Raw genomic sequence first — 20,323 nt, 5'->3', positions numbered from 1 at the left:
GTGAGCTTGTGGCAGACGGCGGACGGCTGATCCTGGTGGGCGCGCCGCTGGGCAACGTCGGGGACGCGTCCGCGCGGCTTCGCGAGGCGCTGGCGTCGGCCGACGTGGTGGCGGCGGAGGACACCCGGCGGCTGGCCCGGCTGGCCCGGGACCTGGACGTGACGGTGGCCGGCCGGGTGGTGTCCTACTTCGAGGGGAACGAGGAGCGGCGTACGCCGGAGCTGGTCGAGGCGCTGCGCGGCGGCGCGGTCGTGGCGATCGTGACGGACGGCGGCATGCCGAGCGTGTCGGACCCCGGATATCGCCTGGTCCGGGCCGCGCTGGACGCGGAGATCCCGGTGACGGCCGCGCCCGGGCCGAGCGCGGTGACCACCGCGCTCGCGCTCTCCGGGCTGCCGAGCGACCGGTTCTGCTTCGAGGGCTTCCTGCCGCGGTCCGGCTCGGCGCGCCGCTCCCGGCTGCGCGAGCTCGCGGCCGAGCCGCGCACGCTGGTGTTCTTCGAGGCGCCGCACCGGATCTCCGGCACGCTGGCGGACCTGGCGGCCGTCTTCGGCGCGGACCGGGAGGCGGCGGTCTGCCGCGAGCTGACCAAGACCTATGAGGAGGTACGCCGCGGGCCGCTCGCCGCGCTGGCCACCTGGGCGGCGGAGTCCGGGCCGCGCGGGGAGATCACGGTGGTGGTCGGCGGCGCGCCGGACATGGCCGCGGAGCGACCGTCGGACGAGCAGCTCAAGGCCGAGGTGGCCGAGGAGCAGGCGGCCGGCGTCTCCCGCCGGGACGCCGCGACCGCGGTGGCGAGCCGGCACGGCCTGCGCCGCCGCGACGTCTACAACCTGGTCACCGCCGGCTGACCACCCGCGGCCGCCTTTGCTCTGCTTACCTAGGCGCGAAGTCCGGTTTGCACCGTTGCGGACTTCCAATTCGGGCGAATTGTTCTGGTAAGCAGAGCAAAGCGGGTGCGAGCGGGTCCGGGTCGAGATCGCCCGCGGCCGGATCGCCCGCGGCCGGATCGCCCGCGGCCGGATCGCCCGCGGCCGGATCGCCCGCGGCCGGATCGCCCGCGGCCGGATCGCCCGCGGCCGGATCGCCCGCGGCCGGATCGCCCGCGGCCGGATCGCCCGCGGCCGGATCGCCCGCGGCCGGATCGCCCGCGGCCGGATCGCCCGCGGCCGGATCGCCCGCGGCCGCGGCCGAATCGGCGGTTGGCCGGATCGACCGCGGCCGAATCGGCGGGTGACGCGAGACGGCAGGGCGTGGGCCGCTGCCCGCACTCCGTATCGGCGGTGACGCTGGACGACGGGGCGTGGGCCGCTGCCCGCATCTTCATGATCGAGGCGTGCCCCACGTTGTCAGGGCGGCTTGGGGGACGCCTCGATCATGGGGGTGTGGGGTCACCAGGCGGCGATGAGGAAGCCGAGGAGGAGCGTCAGTGGCGCGCCGAGGCTGATCATGATGGCGCGGGTGCGGGAACGGCGAGTCTCCAGGCGGGTCGCGCCGGTCGCCCAGGCGATGCCGAGGCCGCAGAGGAAGATCAGCATCAGGCCGAGTGACCAGCGCAGGTGCAGGCCCAGGCCGTGGAAGCTGGCGTGCGCGCGGCCGGCGCCGTCGTCCACCATCCGCGCGGGGAGCCGGGTGCCCGCGGCGCGGCTGTCGCTGGGCACGCCGAGCACGGCGACGTCCTCCACGGTGAAGCGCGCGGCCGTGAACGTGCCCTCGCAGCGCTGGGCCACCGTCGGGCCGGAGCAGTGGGTGATGGTCGCGGTGCCGGGCGTGCCGTGGCCGACGGCCAGCCAGAACGGTTCCGCGCTGACCCAGGCGAAGAACGCGGTCAGCAGCGCCAGCACGACCAGCAGCGGCAGTCCGGTGGCCGGGTTGCGCGGCAGCCGGGTCCCGGTGCGCCGCGGTGCGGCCGCCACGGCGGGCGGACGGCTCGCCCGCATCATGAGCGACGGCCACAGCTCGTCGGCGCCGGTGTGCTCGACGGGGGTGCGTTCGGCGGGGGTGCGTTCGGCGGCGGGCCGGGAGAGCCAGGTGGCGCGTTCCCGGGGCGCGGTGACCATGGCGGGATGTGGTGCGGGCAGGTCGACCGGCTCTGGCTGCGGCGGCGCGGCGGACACCGGCTCGATGCGCGCGGGCTCGAAGCGCACCGGCTCGATGTGGACGGGTTCCGGGCGCACGACGGGCTCGAGACGCATGGGCTCGAGACGCATGGGCTCGGGGCGCAGGGCGGGCGCGGGGGAGATCGGCCGGTCGGCCGAGGGCTGCGCCGGTGCCGATGACGCGGCGTCCGCACCGCCGGACCCGGCCACGATCTCGAAGCCGGCCTGACTCTCGCTGCCGAGCGCCGCGTCCGCGCTGGACAGTGGCTCAGGCCCGGCGCCGGCTCCGTCCGGATCGGCCTCGGACCCAGGGTCGGCACGCTGGTCAGGCTCGGCGCGAGGGTCCGTCTCGGAGCGCAGGTGCGGCTCGGATCGCAAGTCCGCCCCGGCACGTGGGTGCGCCTCGGCGGGCGGGTCCATCTCGGCGCGCGAGTCCACCTGGGCGCGCGAGTCCACCTGGGCGCGCGAGTCCATCTCGGCGTGCGAGTCCACGTGGGCGTGCAAGTCCACGTGGGCGTGCGAGTCCACGTGGGCGTGCGAGTCCACCTGGGCGGGTGAGTCCACCTGGGCGGGCGAGTCCATCTCGGCGGGTGAGTCCACCTCGGCGGGCGAGTCCACGTGGGCGGGCGAGTCCGGCTCGGCGGGCGGGATCGGCTCGGGTGGTGGGGCGGGGGTGATCAGGGGGACCGGGTCGACCAGGGGGATGCGATCGGTCGACGGGTGGCGGGCGTCCGGCACGGTGCCGGGCGGGGGAGCGGCGTCGTCGGGGCGGCCGTGCCGGGGACGGCGGACCACGGTCAGCTCCTCGGTGGGCCGGGTCCGCGTGGAGTCGCCGGTCGCCGGGCGGTGCGGCGGCAGCGGGACGGTGTGCCGGACCTCCGCGGGCGGTGCCTTCGGCGTGACGGGGGCGGGCTCATCGCGTACCCGCGAAGGGTTTTGCGGTTGGTCTTGATTTTCATGACCCGTCACCACCCCATTTGACTACGGAATGTGTCCGAATCCTTGCATATCGTGTGGTGTGTTGCGGTGCTCAATAGGTTCGCGGCGGCCGCGGGCGGGTCACTACAGTTGACTGTCATGAGTCACGTTCTCGCGGCGGTTGCCTGGCCATATGCCAACGGCCCGCGCCACATCGGTCACGTTTCCGGCTTTGGAGTGCCCTCCGACGTCTTCAGCCGGTTCATGCGGATGGCCGGTCACGACGTGCTCATGGTGTCCGGCACGGACGAGCACGGCACGCCGATCCAGGTCCAGGCGGACAAGGAGGGCGTGACGCCGCGCGAGCTCGCCGATCGGTACAACCGGGTGATCGTCGAGGACCTGCGCGGCCTCGGGCTCTCCTACGACCTGTTCACCCGCACCACCACGCGCAACCACTACGCGGTCGTGCAGGAGATCTTCGAGGGCCTCTACGACAACGGTTACATCATCGCGAAGACCACGCTCGGCGCGATCTCCCCGTCCACCGGGCGGACGCTGCCGGATCGCTACATCGAGGGCACCTGCCCGATCTGCGGTTACGACGGCGCGCGCGGCGACCAGTGCGACAACTGCGGCAATCAGCTCGACCCCTCCGACCTGGTCAACCCACGATCGAAGATCAACGGTGAGACGCCGAAGTTCGTCGAGACCGAGCACTTCTTCCTCGACCTGCCCGGCTTCGTGCAGGCGCTGAACTCGTGGCTGGACACGCGCGAGGGCTGGCGGCCGAACGTGCTGCGCTTCTCCAAGAACCTGGTCGACGACCTGCAGCCGCGCGCGATCACGCGCGACCTGGAGTGGGGCGTGCCGATCCCGCTGGCCGACTGGAAGGACCGCACCGACAAGCGGATCTACGTCTGGTTCGACGCGGTCATCGGCTACCTCTCCGCGTCCGTCGAGTGGGCGCGCCGCTCCGGCGACCCGGAGGCGTGGCGCCGCTGGTGGTCCACGGACGGCGAGGGCAAGGACGCGAACGCGTACTACTTCATGGGCAAGGACAACATCGTCTTCCACTCGGTGATCTGGCCGGCGCTGCTGCTCGGCTACTCCGGCGAGGGCGACCGCGGCGGCGAGCCCGGCGCGCGCGGCCGGCTGAACCTGCCGACCGAGGTGGTCTCCAGTGAATACCTGACGATGGAGGGCAAGAAGTTCTCCTCGTCCCGGTCCGTGGTGATCTACGTGCGCGACTTCCTGGAGCGGTACGACGCGGACGCGCTGCGCTACTTCATCGCGGCGGCCGGCCCGGAGAGCAACGACACCGATTTCACCTGGGCCGAGTTCCTCCGCCGTAACAACGACGAGCTGGTCGCGGGCTGGGGCAACCTGGTCAACCGGTCGATCTCGATGGCGGCGAAGAACTTCGGCGAGATCCCCGCGCTGCTCGACCCGACCGCCGACGATCTCGCCCTGCTGGCGACGGTCCGCGGTGGCTTCGCCGGCGTCGGCGAGCTGATCGGCAAGCACCGGCAGAAGGCCGCGATCGGCGAGGCGATGCGGATCGTGGCGGAGGTCAACAAGTACCTCTCCGACCAGGCGCCGTGGAAGCTGAAGGCCGAGGAGGACAAGCCGCGGCAGGGCACCGTCCTGCACGTGGCGCTGCAGGCGGTGAGCGACTGCAACCGGCTGCTCACGCCGTTCCTGCCGCACTCCGCGCAGAAGATCCACGAGCTGCTCGGGGGCGAGGGCGTGCACGCGCCGCAGCCGCGCATCGAGGAGGTCGAGGACCTGGACGGCGGCCCGTCGTACCCGATCCTGACCGGCGACTACACGGCCGGTGCGCGGTGGGAGCCGGCGGACGTGGTGGCGGGCACGCCGCTGGCCGCGCCGAAGCCGGTCTTCCGCAAGCTGGACCCGTCCATCGTCGAGGAGGAGCTGGCCCGCCTGGGCGGCTGATGTGGTGAGCGCGTGGCCGGGGCGGCGCCTCGGCCACGCGGCCTCACGGGTACGCCGTGGTGACGGTCTCGTGGTCGGAGAGCTCCCCGGCCGGCGCCCACACCTCGTAGACGCCGCGCTCGTAGCACTGCGCGCCGAGCCGGGAGATCGCGTCCGAGTCCGGCCGGGCCAGGCGCAGCCGCGTCCAGCCCGAGTCGGTGTGCAGCACCTGGCAGAGCACGCCACGCCAGCGGGCGAACGCGGCGCGGCGGCTGACGTTCTCCACCGGGTAGCGCGCGGCGCGGGTCATGGCCAGCACGCGGAAGCCGCCGGGCAGGTCCGCGATCGCCTCGTACTCCCGCTCGCCGTACGTACCCACCAGGATCGTGGAGCGCACGGCGTCGCCGACCGGCAGGTATTCCTGGTCCGGCGGGATCTCCGGGATGCCGGTGACCAGGTGCCGCCACTGCGGCCCGACCATCCGCAGCCAGCCGCGCTGCTCGGGCTGGTAGGTGTAGAGCACCACCTCGCTGCCATCCGACGTATACGCGATCAGCGCCGCGTTCGCGGGCATCGGCAGGTCGGCCATGTCCTTCGTCACGAATTCCGGGATCAGGTGCCGCTCGCTGGGCGTGAAGCCGGTGCCGAGGACCGGCGCGCCGACCCGGTCGTGCGGCGGCACCTCGCGCAGCCCGCTCTGCTCGGCGCCGGCCGGGATCTCGTAGTCGTCCGGTGAGTTGGCCCGCCAGCGCAGCGCGTAGATGACCTCCGGCACGCCGCGGCCGGCCTCGCCGTCCGTGCGCAGCAGCATCAGGTCGGACGGCGTGCGCAGGTGTGCGACGTCATACTCCCGGTAGCAGAAGCCGTACGGCAGCCAGCCGCGCAGGTAGCCGGCGATCTGGCTGGCGGACAGTATCTTGACCATGCGGGTGCCGCGCCGGATCGAGGCGGTGCGCCGGATGCTGGACAGCATGGGATCGTCCCGGTACACCGGGTTCTGTGCTGCCTTGTGCACGTCCGTCCAGCGGATGCCGCGGGACAGCGGCACCATCAGCGGCGTGTCCAGCGGGTCCTCCGGCGTGCCGTCGCCGAGCACGCCGAGCACCGGCTGCGCGTGGCCGCCGACGCTGACGCTCTCCACCTCGGAGGCGTGCACGAACCGGTGGAAGGGTGCGAGCGCGCTGTTGCGCGACACCCGGCGGAAGCCGTCGGTCTCGTCGGTGCCGAACAGCTCGAACGCGGCACCGCGGGCGATCTGCTCGGCAGGGTAGAGGTTTCCCTTGAAGGTCACGCGCAGGCCCGTCGGGGCGTCGTTCACGTTACGGGCCGCCGGAAACACGCTCACTCGCCGCAACCTACTGCCGCATGGTAGACGTCGAGTGAACGTAAGGTGACGCGAGCAAGGTTCCTCATTCCGCCTCCGGAGCGGCCCTGACCAGCGGATAGTGTCTTCATGGAGACCGCGGCGCGAATCACCCACGATGCGTTGACGGACCTCACTTCCGCGCTGACGGCCGCTTGCATGCGCGCGGAATCGGTCCTCGACGTCGCCACCGAGGCCGCCGCCCGGATCGTCGGTGACGGTGGTGGCATCCGGCTCGTCCGGGAGGACGGGCGGTTCAGCCCGATGATCACCCAGCACCGGGCGCAGGACGTGCCGGAGATGCTCGGCGAGTTCCTCGGCGGCTTCAGCGACCGGGTCGACCAGGGGCACCTGAACCGGCTGCGAGCCGGCGCCACGATCGTCTTCACCTCCATGGACCAGCAGGAGTTCCAGAAGCTGGCGCCGCCGCAGCACTGGACGAACCTGGCCGGCGGCCGGATCTCGGCCGTGCTCGCCTGCCCGCTGATCTCCGACGGCGCGTTCCTCGGCTACCTGGCGCTGGCCCGCACCACGCCGGGCGCCACCTACACGGACACGGACGTGGAGACGGCCCGGATGATCGCCGAGCACACCGCGGGGGCGCTGCACACCGCACGGTCGGTGGAGCGGCTGCGTGCGTCCGAGGACCGGTACCGGAACATCGTCGAGACGACGCTGGACGGCGTCTGGCAGTTCGACCGGGACGGCGTGACCACGTTCGCGAACGCACAGATGGCCCGCATGCTCGGGATCTCCCGGGAGGAGCTGCTCGGGCTGTCGGTGCGGGGCTTCCTGGACAACAAGGGGCAGCAGCGGCTCGCCCGGCGGCTGGAGGAGCGGCAGAAGGGCCGTTCCGAGGTGTACGAGTGCCGGCTGATCCGCGCCGATGGCACCGCGCTCTGGGTGCAGATGTCCGCCGCGCCGCTGCTCGACCAGGAGGGTCAGGTGGTCGGCTCGCTCGCGCTGGTCAGCGACATCACCGAGCGGATCGCCGCGCGCGACATGCAGCGCCAGCTCGACCAGTTGCGCCGGGTGGACAGCCTGGGCCAGCTGGCCGGCGGCATCGCGCACGACTTCAACAACCTGCTGACCGTGATCGCCGGCTCCGCGGAGGTGCTGGCCTCGGACGCGGAGCCCGGCTCGGACGTCGAGGCGATGGCTCAGTCGATCATGCGGGCCGCGGCCAGCGGAGCCGCGCTCACCCACCAGCTGCTGGCGTTCGGCCGGCGCAGCCCCACCGCGCACACGGTCTCCGTGCCGGAGCTGCTGGACGGCGCGCGCGACCTGCTGACCCGCGCGCTCGGCGAGCACATCGACCTGCGCTTCAAGATCGACGAAGATCTGTGGATGGTCCAGGCCGACCGCGGCGAGTTGGAGCAGGCGCTGGCGAACCTCGCGGCCAACGCGCGGGACGCGATGGGCAGCGGCGGGCGGCTGACCATCGAGGCGCACAACACCGTGATCGACCCGGGCGGGCTGGAGGACGAGGCCGCGTCCGGCCGGTTCGTGGTGCTGGCCGTCTCGGACACCGGAAGCGGCATGGACCCCGAGACCCGGTCGCACGCGTTCGAGCCGTTCTTCACCACGAAGAAGGCGCGCGGCGCGGCCGGCCTCGGCCTGGCCACGGTCTACGGCATCGTGCACAACAGCGGCGGTCACATCCGGCTCGTCTCCGACCCGGGCATCGGCACCACCGTGAAGATCTTCCTGCCGGCCAAGGAGGCGACCGAGGAGCCGCCGATCCTGCCGGTGGAGAACCTGCGCGGCCAGGGGCACGTGCTGGTCGTCGAGGACCAGCCCGAGCTGGCCCAGCTGGTGCGCTATCTGCTGCAGCCGGCCGGCTACACGGTCACGGTCGCCACCGACCCGGCCGCGGCCGTGTCGCACCTGCACGCGGGCGCGCGGCCGGACCTGCTGCTAACCGACGTGGTGATGCCGGGCATGACCGGCCTGGAGCTGGCCAGGGAGCTGCGCGCGCACTACCCGGACCTGCGGGTGCTGTTCATGTCCGGCTACACGGCCGGCGTGCTCAACCCGCGCGGGCACCTGGACGAGGACAGCACGCTGATCCAGAAACCGTTCAACCGGGAGAGCCTGCTCACCGCCGTCGCGAAGGCGCTCGGCACCCGTAGATAGCCTTGGCGGTCGTGAGTTCCCGTGAGAAGAACAGTCCGCGCCGGATGGGCGAGTTCCCGCCGGCCCCGGACGCGCTGCCGGCCCCGGTGATCGACAGCCACACCCACCTGGACATCACGGTGCACGAGGCCGGCGTGCCCGGTTCCGGCGCGGGCGACCCGGTGCAGCGGCTGGTGGACGCCGCTCTCGCCGCGGGCGTGGACCGGCTGGTGCAGGTCGGCGTGGACGTGGCGTCCTCCCGCTGGGGCGCGGAGCTGGCCGCGAGGCATCCGTCGGTGCTGGCCGCGGTCGCGCTGCATCCGAACGACGCGCCCCGGCTCGGCGACCGGCTGGACGAGGCGCTGCGCGAGATCGAGGCGCTGGCCGCGCAGGACCGGGTGCGCGCGATCGGCGAGACCGGGCTGGACACGTTCCGGACCGGCGAGGACGGCCGGGCCGCGCAGGAGGAGAGCTTCCGCGCGCACATCGGCTTCGCCAAGCGGTACGGCAAGGCGCTGATGATCCACGACCGGGACGCGCACGCGGACGTGCTGCGCGTGCTGGACTCCGAGGGCGCGCCGGACACCGTGGTGCTGCACTGCTTCTCCGGCGACGCGGAGTTCGCGGCCGAGTGCGTGCGCCGCGGCTACCTGCTCAGCTTCGCCGGGACCGTGACGTTCAGGAGCGCGGAGCACCTGCGCGCGGCGGCCCGGGTCACGCCGCCCGCGCACCTGCTGGTGGAGACGGACGCGCCGTACCTGACGCCGTCGCCGTTCCGTGGCCGGCCGAACGCGTCCTACCTGATCCCGGTGACGATGCGCGCGCTGGCCGAGACCACCGGCCGCGACCTGGCCGAGCTGTGCGCCGCGGTCTCCGCGAACGGGGAGCGGGCGTTCGGAACCTGGGGCTAGCGCCCTAGAACCAGCCGGGGTGGCGCGCGGCGGGGACCGAGCCGGCCCGCACGTAGAGCTCGCGCTGCGCGCCCGGGTCGGACGGCGCCCGCTTGCACCAGGCCCGGATGTGCCACCACGGCTCGTTGTCGAAGTGCACCATGTCGACCACGAACGAGACGGTCGCGGTCAGCATGCCGACGCCGAACCGGTAGTCCTGCTCGCGCAGGTGCAGCGTCTCGCCGACGATTGGCTCGGCCGGCGCCGGGCGGCGGGCCCGCGGGCTCACCACGCGGCCCGTCCCGGCCGCCTGGTGCGGCACCAGCCCAGGAAGCGCGCGCCGGCCCGGGCGCACTCGGCGGCCGGCCGGTCCCGCGCGAACCGGTGCAGGTACGTCGCCATCAGCATGGCCAGCGCCACCCGGTTCCGGCGATAGTCGCGCAGAGCGGTCCGTTTGTACGATTCGCACGGCCATTCGGACCGGCAGCGCGCGCACTGCCAGGACGAATCTGGAATGTGCCGGACGGCCGGAGACCCGGCGCCGGACGCTATGGTCTGAGATTCATTCATCTTGTCAGCCCCGGCGGGTGGCGGCGTGCCGAGAATAGGATGCGCAGCGAACCGCGCGAGCGTGAATCCCGGCCTCTTCGCTCGGACGACACCGTTTACCTCCCGGGCTGACACGAACGGAGAGGCGTCGCCTCCCCGTCGTTGTGCCGCCCGGCCGCGGCAGTGGACGTGAGGGCCCGGGAACCGGGCCGCGCCGTCCAATCATTTGGGCAAAGCACCGCCGGTGCAACATTCCGTGACCGGAAATCGTCGCTCACCATTGACTTTCGCCTTGATCGGTCGGTAGGCATTCCATGACGGAAGTCAGAGCATTCCATGAGCGGAGGAAGCGCGTGGACGCCGAGCCGGGATCGACGGTGCCCCGCCGTCAGCTGGGCAGATATCTGCGCCGCCTGCGTGAGGAGGCCGGTGTGACGGTGAAGGCCGCCGCCGCGGAGCTGGAGTGTTCCATCCAGAAGCTGTGGCGGATCGAGAAGGGCGCGGTGCCGGTCCGCGGCGCCGACGTCAAGGTGCTCTGCCAGCGTTACCACGCGTCCGAGGAGATGACGCAGGCGCTGGTCGCGCTCGCCAAGGAGACCAAGGCCAAGGGCTGGTGGCATTCGTACGGGGACGTGGTGCCGCGCTGGTTCGAGGTGTACGTGGGCATGGAGGCGGCCGCGTCCCGGCTGCGCATGTACGAGCCGTCCCTGGTCCCCGGCCTGCTGCAGTCCAGCGGCTACGCGGACGCGGCGATCCGGGCGGACCAGCCCCGGATGGGCGACGAGGAGCGCCGCCGCCGCGTCGACCTGCGCCGCGAGCGGCAGGAGCTGCTGGCCCGGTCGTTCCCGGAGCCGCCGGTGCTGGAGGCGATCGTCTGCGAGACCGTGCTGCGCCGGGATCCGGGCCCGCCCGGCGTGATGGCCCGGCAACTGGCGTACCTGCAGAAGGCGGGCGAACAACCACATATATCTATACGCGTTCTCCCGCTCTCGATCGGCCTGCATCGCGCCTCGGTCGCCGGTGCTTTCACGATTCTGGAATTTCCATCCGAGGGAAATGAGCGGAGAGAACCTCCAACGGTGTACAGCGAATCACTCACAGGGGCGATCTATCTCGACAAATCACAAGAGATAGAGGCCTATGAAGAAGTTTGGGCTAGCCTTGCGACGACGGCGCTGAGTGAGGGTGATTCAGCGGCCATGATCGCAAGCCTGATAGGGGAGTTGAATCGCAGTGATTGACTCGTCGGGCGCCCTCTGGCGCAAGTCAAGCCGAAGCGGTGCCAACCAATGTGTCGAGGTCGCGGACAATCTCGGCACGTTCATCGCGGTCCGCGACTCCAAGGACCCGGCCGGCGCGGTGCTGGCCTTCTCGCCCGGTTCGTGGCGCGCCTTCACCACCGGCCTCAAACACACGCGCTAGAACCCGCTCCCCCGGGCGGAGCCCGGGGGAGCCCCAAGGCCCCGCGTCGACGTGGTGGCCGGGCTGCGGCGAGGCCCGTGCGCCGGCTGGCCGCACGTCGCACAAGCCCCACAGGTAGCACCGGTACGAGGGCTTCCGTGCCGCGCCTCGCTCCGACCCCCACCTCGATGCAGGGCCTAGGATCGCCAATCATGGACGGACTACTCGGGCCGGCGGAGATCCGCGAGCTGGCGGCCAGCCTCGGCGTGGCGCCCACCAAGCGGCTCGGGCAGAACTTCGTCCACGACCCCAACACGGTGCGGCGCATCGTGGCCGCGGCCGATCTGACGCCGGACGACGTGGCGCTGGAGGTCGGGCCGGGCCTCGGCTCGCTCACGCTCGGCCTGCTCGGCGTGGCCCGGCACGTGCACGCGGTGGAGATCGACCCGGTGCTCGCGGCCCGGCTGCCGCGGACCGCGGCGGAGCGCCTGCCGGACCGGGCGGACCGGCTCACCGTGCACCTGCTGGACGCGCTGAAGGTCACCGCGCTGCCGGAGCCGGCGCCGACCGCGCTGGTCGCGAACCTGCCGTACAACGTGGCGGTCCCGGTCGTACTGCATCTGCTGGCCACGCTGCCCAGCCTGCGCACCGGCCTGGTGATGGTGCAGAAGGAGGTCGCGGACCGGCTGGTCGCGGCGCCCGGCTCCAAGATCTACGGCGTGCCGTCGGTGAAGCTCGCCTGGTACGGCCCGTCCCGGGCGGCCGGGAAGGTGCCGCCGAACGTGTTCTGGCCGGTGCCGAACGTGGACTCCGGGCTCGTCGCGTTCACCCGGCGCGAGCCGCCGCGGGACGGCGTACCCCGGCAGAAGGTCTTCGCCGTGGTCGACGCGGCGTTCGCGCAGCGGCGCAAGACGTTGCGCGCGGCGCTGGCCGGCTGGGCCGGCGGACCGGACCTGGCCGAGAAGGTGCTGCTGGCCGCCGGGATCGACCCGCGCACCCGGGGCGAGCAGCTCGACGTCGAGCAGTTCATCGCGATCGCCGCCGCGGCGGGTTCCTGAGGCCTCGAACGGTGTGGCGGTAGAGTTGCGCCAGCCGAGCGGACGAGGAGGTGGGCGGCGATGATCGACACGGCCGGTGAGAGCGCCGTCCCGGACCGGGGCGCCGATCGGTGACGGAGGCCTGGAGGCCGGAGGACGACCGTCCCCGGCAGGCGATGGCGGGCCCGGTGCGGGTCCGCGTCCCGGCGAAGATCAACCTGCACCTCGGTGTCGGGCCGCTGCGCGACGACGGCTTCCACGAGCTGAACACGGTCTACCAGGCGATCTCGCTCTACGACGAGCTGACCGCGCGGCGCGGCGACACGCTGAGCCTGACCATGGAGGGCGAGGGCGCCGGCTCGCTCGCGCTGGACGGCACCAACCTGATCATCCGCGCGGTCCAGGCGCTGGCTGACTACGCCCGCGTCCCCGCGCACGCCCGGCTGCACCTGAGGAAGCAGATCCCGCTCGCGGCCGGCCTGGCCGGTGGCAGTGCGGACGCGGCCGCCGCGCTGGTCGCCTGCGACGCGCTCTGGGGCATCGGGCTCTCCCGCGACCAACTGGCCGAGGTCGCGGCCACGCTCGGCTCGGACGTGCCGTTCCTGATCTACGGCGGCACCGCGCTCGGCACCGGCCACGGCGAGACCATCAGCCCGGTGCTGGTCCGCCCGCACTCGTGGCACTGGGTGGTCGCGGTGGCGGACGGCGGCCTGGCCACCCCGGAGGTCTACCGCGAGCTCGACCGGCTGCGCGCCGAGCCGGACGGCCCCGCGCCGCTCGGCTCCGCGGACGCGCTGCTGGCCGCGCTCCGGCAGAAAGACCCGGCGTTGCTGGCCGCCGCGCTCGGCAACGACCTGCAGGCCGCCGCGCTCTCGCTCCGGCCCGGCCTCGCCGGCCTGCTCAAGGCCGGGCTCGCCGCGGGCGCGTGCGCCAGCCTGATCTCCGGTTCCGGGCCGACCGTGCTCTTCCTCGCCCGCGACGCCGCGCACGCGGAGTCGCTCACCACGGAGATCGAGGCGTCCGGCCTCTGCCGTGCCGCCGGCACCGCGCACGGTCCCGTGCCCGGCGCCCGCATCCTGTAACAAGCATCTGGGGAGTTATGGCGAACCTGGTCAACCTCGACCGTGTCTCGAAGGGCTACGGCGCCGTCGGCGCACTGCTCACGAGCGTGTCGCTCGGGCTGGAGGACACCGACCGGGTCGGCGTGGTCGGCCTCAACGGGGCCGGCAAGAGCACGCTGCTGCGCATGCTGACCAAGCAGGAGGAGCCGGACGACGGCCGCGTCACCCACCGCCGTGACCTGCGCGTGGCCCAGCTGCCGCAGTCGCTGACGCTGCAGGGCGAGGCCACGGTCCGGGACGTGGTGCTCGGCACCGCGTGGCTCGACGAGGGCTTCGGCGCGGAGCACGAGTGGGCCGGCGACGCCGGCGTGCGCGCGGTGCTGGACGGGCTCGGCATGGGCCACCTCGGCCTGGAGGCGCCGGTCGGCCCGATGTCCGGTGGCGAGCGCCGCCGGGTCGCGCTGGCCGCGCTGCTGATCCGCACCTCCGACCTGCTGATCCTGGACGAGCCGACCAACCACCTGGACGTGGCCGGCGTCAACTGGCTGGCCGCGCACCTGCTGAAGCGGCGCGGCGCGCTCGTCGTGGTCACCCACGACCGCTGGTTCCTGGACGAGGTCTGCACCGCCACCTGGGAGGTCGCGGACCAGACCGTGCGCGCCTACGAGGGTGGCTACGCGGCCTGGACGCTGGCCCGGGCCGAGCGCGAGCGGGTCGCGGCCGCGACCGAGGCCCGCCGGCAGAACCTGCTGCGCAAGGAGATCGCCTGGCTGCGCCGCGGGCCGCCCGCGCGTACCTCCAAGCCGCAGTTCCGCATCGACGCGGCGAACGCGCTGATCGCCGACGTGCCGCCGGCCCGCGACTCGGTGTCGCTGACCCGGCTGGCCACGTCCAGGCTCGGCAAGCAGGTCTACGACCTGGAGGACGTGACGCTGTTCGCCGGGCCGAAGAAGATCCTTTCCGACGTGACCTGGCGGATCGGGCCGGGCGACCGGATCGCGCTGCTCGGCGCGAACGGTGCCGGCAAGACCACGCTGCTGCGCCTGCTCGCGGGCATCACGTCGCCGGACTCCGGTGTCTTCCGGAAGGGCCAGACCGTCAAGGCCGCGTTCCTCTCCCAGGAACTGCACGAGCTGCCCGGCCACCTGCGGCTGCTGGAGGCGGTCGAGGAGGTGGCCCGCCGGGTCCAGCTCGGCGACCGGGAGCTGTCCGCGTCGCAGCTTGCCGAGGTCTTCGGCTTCACCGACCGGCGGCTGTGGACACCGGTCTCCGACCTCTCCGGCGGTGAGCGGCGGCGGCTGCAGCTGCTTCGCCTGCTGGCCGCCGAGCCGAACCTGCTGCTGCTCGACGAGCCGACCAACGACCTGGACACGGACACGCTGGCCTCGCTGGAGGACCTGCTGGACACCTGGCCGGGCACGCTGATCGTGGCCAGCCACGACCGGTACCTGGTCGAGCGGGTCACCGACACGGTCTACGGCCTGCTCGGCGACGGCGGGATCACCCACCTGGTCGGCGGCATCGACGAGTACCTGCAGCGCATCGGCGGCGCGCCCACCGTGCCCACCGCCACCGCCACCGGCAAGGCCGACAAGTCCGATAAATCGGATACGCTCTCGGCGGCCGATGTCCGAGCGGGCAGGAAGGAACTCGGCAAGCTGGAGCGCGCGGTCTCGAAGCTGGAGCAGAAGGAGGCGAAACTGCACGAGCAGCTCGCCGCCAACGCCACCGACTACGGCAAGGTCGCGGAGCTGGACGCACAACTCAAGGCCATGCAGGCGGAGCGGGCCGAGACCGAGGAGGCCTGGCTCGAACTGGCCGACAGACTCGGCGACGGGTAGTGAGGTGTGCCGCGTCGCGCCGGGCCTGCGAAGCGCGGGCGCGGCGCATACGTCACAATCTCGGTTCGGATGATCGCGGCGTGCGACCGGCGTGCGCCCCCCTTGGAGGTTGAGGACCGATGGCGTCGCACATGCCCGTCAACCACCCGCTGCGGCCGATCTACCGCATCGTCGGTGGCCTGAGCGGGCTCTACATGATCGTGTTCGGCGTGCTGGGCGCGATCCAGACCGGCGGCGAGCCGCCGCTCGGCATCGGCGTCGGCGAGACGCTCGGACAGGGCACCAACCTGGCCAACTCGCTCCTCTCGATCGTGATCGGCGCGCTGGTCGTGCTCGGCACCGTGATCGGCCGGAACGCGGACGTGCTGGCCTTCACGTACCTCGGCTGGGCGATGCTGGTGATCGGCATGCTGTTCCTGGCCCTCACCCGCACCGACGCGAACGTGCTGAACCACACCGTGGTCACCACGATCGTGTGGTTCGTGGTCGGCACGCTGCTGATCACGGCCGGGCTGTACTCCCGCAGCGCCCCCGCGGGCCGCTCGGTCGCCACCTCGCACTGAGCCCGGCGGCCCGCCGGCCCCGGCCCTTCGCCGGACCCGGGGGCACGCCGCGCTGGTCCTCCCGCCGCCCAGAGTGCCCCGCACTCTGGGCGGTTTCGTGCATATGCGCAGGTGAAGCGGGGAAGGATGGAGGGCAGGTGTCGCCCGCGAGGTGCGGGGAACACCGCATCCACGGCAGGCGAGCGCGCCAGGAAGGTGGGCGACATGGCTCACATCCCGATCAACCACCCGCTGCGGCCGTTCTACCGGGCGGTCTCCGGCCTCTGCGGCGTCTACTTCCTGATCTTCGGCATCACGGGCGCGATCGCGTCCGCCGGCGAGGAGTTCTTCTCGCGGGAGGGCATCTGGGCGCTCTGGCTCAAGACCAACATGGCGTTCTCGCTGCTCTCCATCCTGCTCGGCGCGATCCTGGTGGCCGGCTACGTGATCGGCGGCGACATCAGCCACTGGATCAACTACTACGGCAGCTGGGTGCTCCTGGCCGGCGGCCTGGCCGGCATCGCGGTGATGCGCACCGACCTCAACATCTTCAACTGGTCCATGGCCAACGTCATCGTCTCCCTCGTGCTCGGCACCCTGGTCCTCACCGCCGGCCTCTACGGCAAGGCCGGCCCCCCCGAGCCCGCCCCGGCCAAGGACACATTCCGCCCCAACCGCCCCGCCCCCGCCAAGAGCTGAAACCTCCCGAGCGCTGACGCTTCTGCGAGCGCTGACGCTTCTGCGAGCGCTGACGCTTCTGCGAGCGCTGACGCTTCTGCGAGCGCTGACGCTTCTGCGAGCGCTGACGCTTCTGCGAGCGCTGACGCTTCTGCGAGCGCTGACGCTTCTGCGAGCGCTGACGCTTCTGCGAGCGCTGACGCTTCTGCGAGCGCTGACGCTTCTGCGAGCGCTGACGCTTCTGCGAGCGCTGACGCTTCTGCGAGCGCTGACGCTTCTGCGAGCGCTGACGCTTCTGCGAGCGCTGACGCTTCTGCGAGCGCTGACGCTTCTGCGAGCGCTGACGCTCTACCCGGCGCTCAGGTTTCAGCGTGCCAAGGGCTTAGACCCGCCAAGGGCTGAAGACCTTCCAGACCGCTTTCCCGCTCCCGGCGTGGCCCGGCCCGCATGCTCCCGCGGGCAACGGTCGGCCGTTGGCCGGCCTCCCTGCAAGATCGGCTGTGGTCACCACAACCCTCGCGCCCTCCCCGCCGCCCGCCGGCCTTTGCTCTGCTTACAAGCACAAAACGGGCGCCACCGGCAGGGGGGAATCACTTCGAACCCGCCAGGTCGGTGTGGTCTTCGCGAAACACTCTCCCTCGACCCTGTGTGATCAATCAGTGGAGCAAAAGAGAGGTCATCTTCGATAAATGATCTACTTTTTGCTCCACTGATTGATCACACAGGCGCAGGTGCAGGGGGCGCCGACGCCTCAGGGCGTATCCGAGTGGCGACCTTATGCCGAAATATCGGGCACGATGTGCTCGTCCTCGCCGCGGCCCGCAACGGGCGCCGAAATTCCCGCGTCGGTGGAGCGTTCCGCCGCGGCTTGGAGATCATGTCGCGTTCGGCGCCCGAGCCGCCGACATGCTCGCGGAGATCTCGGCGAAGTCCGCGCTCGATCACGCCGGGGCGGCTTCCGTGTCGGTGGTCGGTTGCTCGCACCGGGTGGTGGTGAATCGGTGGTCGGTTGCTCGCGTCCGGGTGGGTTGTGGCTCGGGGGTCGGCTGCGCGCGTCGGCGGTGTCGCGCGAACTTCGTGGCTGCCGGCGTCTGGCGCTTCGGGTGCCCTCGCCGGAGGCTTTGCTCTGCTTACCTGGACAAAACGGGCCGTGCGCTGCAGCGACAAATCGCCCTTATCGAGGTGCGGCGCGTAGGTAAGCAGAGCAAAAGGGCGGAGGAATGCGGAGCGAACGGGAGAAGGCGGTGTATCGGTGCGAAGTGGGGCGGGCGTGGCGGGGCGGGGCAGCGCGGGCGGGGTGGGGGTTGCTCGGGGGTGTGGTGATGGGCGGCCGACCGGCAGGGAGGAGCGCCAGCGACGACCGGTGCCCGCGGGAGCATGCGGGCTGTGCCACGCCGGGAGCGGGCAGATCCAGGTTTTGGGTTATCGGCTCGGGCGGGTGATGAGGGTGGGGGTGGCGTCGAGGTTGGAGAGGCCGTTCCAGGAGAGGTTGACCAGGTGGGCGGCGACCGTCTCCTTGCGGGGCCTGCGGACCTCCAGCCACCAGCGGCCGACCAGTGCGACCATGCCGACCAGCGCCTGTGAGTAGAGCTCGGCGAGCTTGGGGTCGTAGCCGCGGGACTCGAACTCGTCGCCGAGGATGTGCTCGACCTGGTGGGCGACGTCGTTCAGGACGCTGGAGAAGTTGCCGGACGCGGAGAGCAGCGGCGACTCGCGGGTGAGCACGCGGAAGCCGTGGGTCTCCTCCTCGATGTACTCCAGGAGTGCGAGCGCGGCCTGTTCGAGCAGTTCGCGGGGGTGGCCGGCGGTGAGTGCGGTGGTGATCCGGTCGAGCAGGGAGCGGACCTCGCGGTCGACGACGACGGCGTAGAGGCCCTCCTTGCCGCCGAAGTGCTCGTAGACGACCGGCTTGGAGACCTTGGCGCGGGCCGCGACCTCCTCGATCGAGGTGCCGTCGAAGCCGCGCTCGGCGAAGAGCTGGCGGCCGATCACGATGAGCTGCTCGCGGCGCTGGGCGGCGGACATGCGCACCCGGGACGCACCCTTGGCGGTGCGGGCAGCCGCGCGGGGGGCCTCCGGGGCGGATGCGGTGTCGTCGGCCATCCGCCCATCCTGCCAGGCTCGCCGGTCACATCGATTCCCGGCGGCGGTGGGGCAATGTCGATTCCGTGCCGGTGCGGGAAGGCGCTAGGCTGACGGGGCGCTGCGATCGGCCGTGGTGTAATTGGCAACACTTCGGGTTTTGGTCCCGACATTCTAGGTTCGAGTCCTAGCGGCCGAGCTCCTCCACGATCGAGACCGGGGTCCGATTCGCGACTGGGGGACCTCCGGCCCGTTCGCCCCTTCTGGCCTAGCATGGGGCCGCACGTCGTCACCGCGGAGAATCGGAGCATCTCGTGAGCCGCACCGTCATCGTCCTCGCCGCCGGTGAGGGCAAGCGGATGAAGTCAAGCCTCCCCAAGGTCCTGCACCCGCTGCTCGGCCGGACGCTCGTCGGTCACGTGCTGAGCGCGGCCGCGTCCGCCGGGGCGGACACCACGCTGGTCGTGGTCGGCCACGGTGGCGACGCGGTGCCGGACCACCTGGCCGAGATCGCGCCGGGCGCGCTGACGGTCCGCCAGGAGCAGCAGAACGGCACCGGTCACGCGGTCCGGATCGCGCTGGAGTCGCTGGACGCCGGGCTGACCGGCACGGTCGTGGTGCTGAACGGGGACGTGCCATTGCTGCGCGGCGAGACCGTGACCGCGCTGATCGAGGCGCACGAGACCGCGCGCGCCGCCGCCACCGTGCTGGCCGCGTCGGTGACCGACCCGGCCGGGCTGGGCCGGATCGTGCGGGCCGCGGACGGCGGCCTGGAGCGGATCGTCGAGGAGCGGGACGCGTCCGCGGACGAACGCCTGATCGCCGAGGTCAACGCGGGCATCTACGCGTTCGACGCCGCGATCCTGCGCGCCACGCTGGGCAAGCTGTCCACCGACAACGACCAGGGCGAGGAATATCTGACCGACGTGTTCGGGCTGCTCGCGGCCGCGGGCGAGCCGGTCGGCGTGCACGTGGCCGGCGACCCGGAGGAGACGCTCGGCTGCAACGACCGGGTCGAGCTGGCCGGGCTGCGCGCGCGGCTGCGCAACCGCGTCAACACCGCGCTGATGCGCTCCGGCGTCGCGATCCTGGACCCGGCCACCACCTGGATCGACGTGACCGCGACGGTCGAGCCGGACGCGACGATCGACCAGAACACCCAGATCCGGGGTGGGTCGTCGGTGGCCGCCGGTGCGACGGTCGGCCCGGACGTGACGCTGATCGACACGAGCGTGGGCGCCGGCGCGACCGTGCTGCGCGCGCACGCGGTGGAGGCCGAGATCGGCGCGCGGGCGAGCGTCGGGCCGTATGCGTACCTGCGCCCGAAGTCGCGGCTGCACGAGAAGTCGAAGGTCGGCACGTTCGTCGAGACGAAGAACTCGGAGATCGGTGCGGGCAGCAAGGTGCCGCACCTGTCGTACGTGGGGGACGCCACCATCGGCGAGCAGAGCAACATCGGCGCGGCCACGGTCTTCGTCAACTACGACGGTGTCAGCAAGTACCGCTCGGTGATCGGCGCGCACGCGCGGACCGGCGCGGACAACATGTTCGTGGCGCCGGTGACCGTGGGCGACGGTGCGTACACCGCGGCCGGCTCGACGATCACCGAGGACGTGCCGCCGGGCGCGCTCGGCGTCTCCCGCGCTCGTCAGCGCAACATCGAGGGCTGGGTGGAGCGGCGCCGGCCGGGCACCGCGGCAGCCGAAGCCGCTGGCAGGGCTCGCGCAAGCCAGGGTGATACCGATAACGACGTTGCGGACCCCGATGGATCGGGCAGCTGACGGGGAGATACTGCATCTGCTGGCGACGAAG

Annotated in this window: 17 protein-coding genes and 1 tRNA gene; 13 read left to right on the top strand and 5 right to left on the bottom strand. The window is 72.1% G+C overall.

What is annotated here, in order from left to right; translation table 11 throughout:
* Positions 1–8: 8 nt before the first annotated feature.
* Positions 9–851, top strand: coding sequence for a 16S rRNA (cytidine(1402)-2'-O)-methyltransferase (rsmI, locus tag J2S43_RS31790; protein ID WP_306835286.1), 843 nt, complete (start codon positions 9–11; stop codon positions 849–851).
* A 540-nt stretch (positions 852–1,391) separates the two neighbouring features.
* On the opposite strand, the gene J2S43_RS31785 is transcribed toward rsmI, so the two are convergent.
* Entirely contained in the window at positions 1,392–3,068 is a 1,677-nt protein-coding gene (locus tag J2S43_RS31785) for a hypothetical protein (protein ID WP_306835285.1), read from the bottom strand.
* Between the two features lie 108 nt (positions 3,069–3,176).
* Between J2S43_RS31785 and metG the strand changes: the two genes are divergently transcribed.
* Complete coding sequence (metG, locus tag J2S43_RS31780; RefSeq protein ID WP_306835284.1) at positions 3,177–4,973, top strand: methionine--tRNA ligase; 1,797 nt, start codon at positions 3,177–3,179, stop codon at positions 4,971–4,973.
* A 43-nt stretch (positions 4,974–5,016) separates the two neighbouring features.
* Here metG and J2S43_RS31775 read toward each other — a convergent pair whose 3' ends face one another.
* Positions 5,017–6,297, bottom strand: a complete 1,281-nt coding sequence (locus J2S43_RS31775; protein ID WP_306835283.1) for a hypothetical protein — start codon at positions 6,295–6,297, stop codon at positions 5,017–5,019.
* A 108-nt stretch (positions 6,298–6,405) separates the two neighbouring features.
* Between J2S43_RS31775 and J2S43_RS31770 the strand changes: the two genes are divergently transcribed.
* A complete protein-coding gene (locus J2S43_RS31770) occupies positions 6,406–8,451 on the top strand; it encodes a PAS domain S-box protein (RefSeq protein ID WP_306835282.1) in 2,046 nt (681 codons plus the stop codon).
* A 44-nt stretch (positions 8,452–8,495) separates the two neighbouring features.
* Entirely contained in the window at positions 8,496–9,341 is an 846-nt protein-coding gene (locus J2S43_RS31765; RefSeq protein WP_306839579.1) for a TatD family hydrolase, read from the top strand.
* Positions 9,342–9,345: 4 nt separating this feature from the next.
* Here the strand turns inward: J2S43_RS31765 and J2S43_RS31760 are convergent, their stop codons facing one another.
* Complete coding sequence (locus tag J2S43_RS31760) at positions 9,346–9,612, bottom strand: hypothetical protein (protein ID WP_306835281.1); 267 nt, start codon at positions 9,610–9,612, stop codon at positions 9,346–9,348.
* Positions 9,606–9,728, bottom strand: a complete 123-nt coding sequence (locus J2S43_RS31755; protein WP_306835280.1) for a hypothetical protein — start codon at positions 9,726–9,728, stop codon at positions 9,606–9,608. Before J2S43_RS31755 ends, J2S43_RS31760 begins: the two co-directional genes overlap by 7 nt.
* A gap of 494 nt (positions 9,729–10,222) precedes the next feature.
* Here J2S43_RS31755 and J2S43_RS31750 point away from each other — a divergent pair, with 494 nt between their 5' ends.
* The 7 genes from J2S43_RS31750 to J2S43_RS31720 all read left to right on the top strand — a co-directional run bounded on the left by J2S43_RS31750 (position 10,223) and on the right by J2S43_RS31720 (position 16,450).
* On the top strand, positions 10,223–11,110 hold the full coding sequence (locus J2S43_RS31750; protein WP_306835279.1) for a helix-turn-helix domain-containing protein: 888 nt from the start codon (positions 10,223–10,225) through the stop codon (positions 11,108–11,110).
* Entirely contained in the window at positions 11,106–11,291 is a 186-nt protein-coding gene (locus J2S43_RS31745) for a DUF397 domain-containing protein (RefSeq protein ID WP_306839577.1), read from the top strand. The genes J2S43_RS31750 and J2S43_RS31745 overlap by 5 nt, the downstream gene beginning before the upstream one ends.
* A 191-nt stretch (positions 11,292–11,482) precedes the next feature.
* Positions 11,483–12,328 (top strand): 16S rRNA (adenine(1518)-N(6)/adenine(1519)-N(6))-dimethyltransferase RsmA, encoded by an 846-nt coding sequence (rsmA, locus tag J2S43_RS31740; protein WP_306835278.1) that lies wholly within the window; start codon positions 11,483–11,485, stop codon positions 12,326–12,328.
* A gap of 110 nt (positions 12,329–12,438) precedes the next feature.
* Positions 12,439–13,389 carry a 4-(cytidine 5'-diphospho)-2-C-methyl-D-erythritol kinase gene (locus J2S43_RS31735; protein ID WP_306835277.1) on the top strand — a complete coding sequence of 317 codons (951 nt, stop codon included), beginning with the start codon at positions 12,439–12,441 and terminating at the stop codon, positions 13,387–13,389.
* A gap of 17 nt (positions 13,390–13,406) precedes the next feature.
* Positions 13,407–15,209, top strand: a complete 1,803-nt coding sequence (locus J2S43_RS31730) for an ABC-F family ATP-binding cassette domain-containing protein (protein WP_306835275.1) — start codon at positions 13,407–13,409, stop codon at positions 15,207–15,209.
* 119 nt (positions 15,210–15,328) lie between these two features.
* On the top strand, positions 15,329–15,772 hold the full coding sequence (locus J2S43_RS31725) for a DUF4383 domain-containing protein (RefSeq protein WP_306835274.1): 444 nt from the start codon (positions 15,329–15,331) through the stop codon (positions 15,770–15,772).
* A gap of 204 nt (positions 15,773–15,976) precedes the next feature.
* Complete coding sequence (locus tag J2S43_RS31720; RefSeq protein WP_306835273.1) at positions 15,977–16,450, top strand: DUF4383 domain-containing protein; 474 nt, start codon at positions 15,977–15,979, stop codon at positions 16,448–16,450.
* A 1,401-nt stretch (positions 16,451–17,851) separates the two neighbouring features.
* Here the strand turns inward: J2S43_RS31720 and J2S43_RS31715 are convergent.
* Positions 17,852–18,532: a TetR/AcrR family transcriptional regulator gene (locus J2S43_RS31715; protein ID WP_306835272.1), complete on the bottom strand. Its 681-nt coding sequence runs from the start codon at positions 18,530–18,532 to the stop codon at positions 17,852–17,854.
* A 106-nt stretch (positions 18,533–18,638) separates the two neighbouring features.
* Between J2S43_RS31715 and J2S43_RS31710 the strand changes: the two genes are divergently transcribed.
* Both J2S43_RS31710 and glmU read left to right on the top strand, forming a co-directional pair.
* Positions 18,639–18,710: transfer RNA gene (locus J2S43_RS31710), tRNA-Gln, on the top strand.
* A gap of 115 nt (positions 18,711–18,825) precedes the next feature.
* A complete protein-coding gene (gene glmU, locus J2S43_RS31705; RefSeq protein WP_306835271.1) occupies positions 18,826–20,292 on the top strand; it encodes a bifunctional UDP-N-acetylglucosamine diphosphorylase/glucosamine-1-phosphate N-acetyltransferase GlmU in 1,467 nt (488 codons plus the stop codon).
* Positions 20,293–20,323: the final 31 nt, after the last annotated feature.

It is taken from the genome of Catenuloplanes nepalensis, assembly GCF_030811575.1.
Classification (GTDB): domain Bacteria; phylum Actinomycetota; class Actinomycetes; order Mycobacteriales; family Micromonosporaceae; genus Catenuloplanes; species Catenuloplanes nepalensis.
Note: the sequence above shows the minus strand (reverse complement) of the source record. Positions and strands in the feature narration are given on the sequence as shown.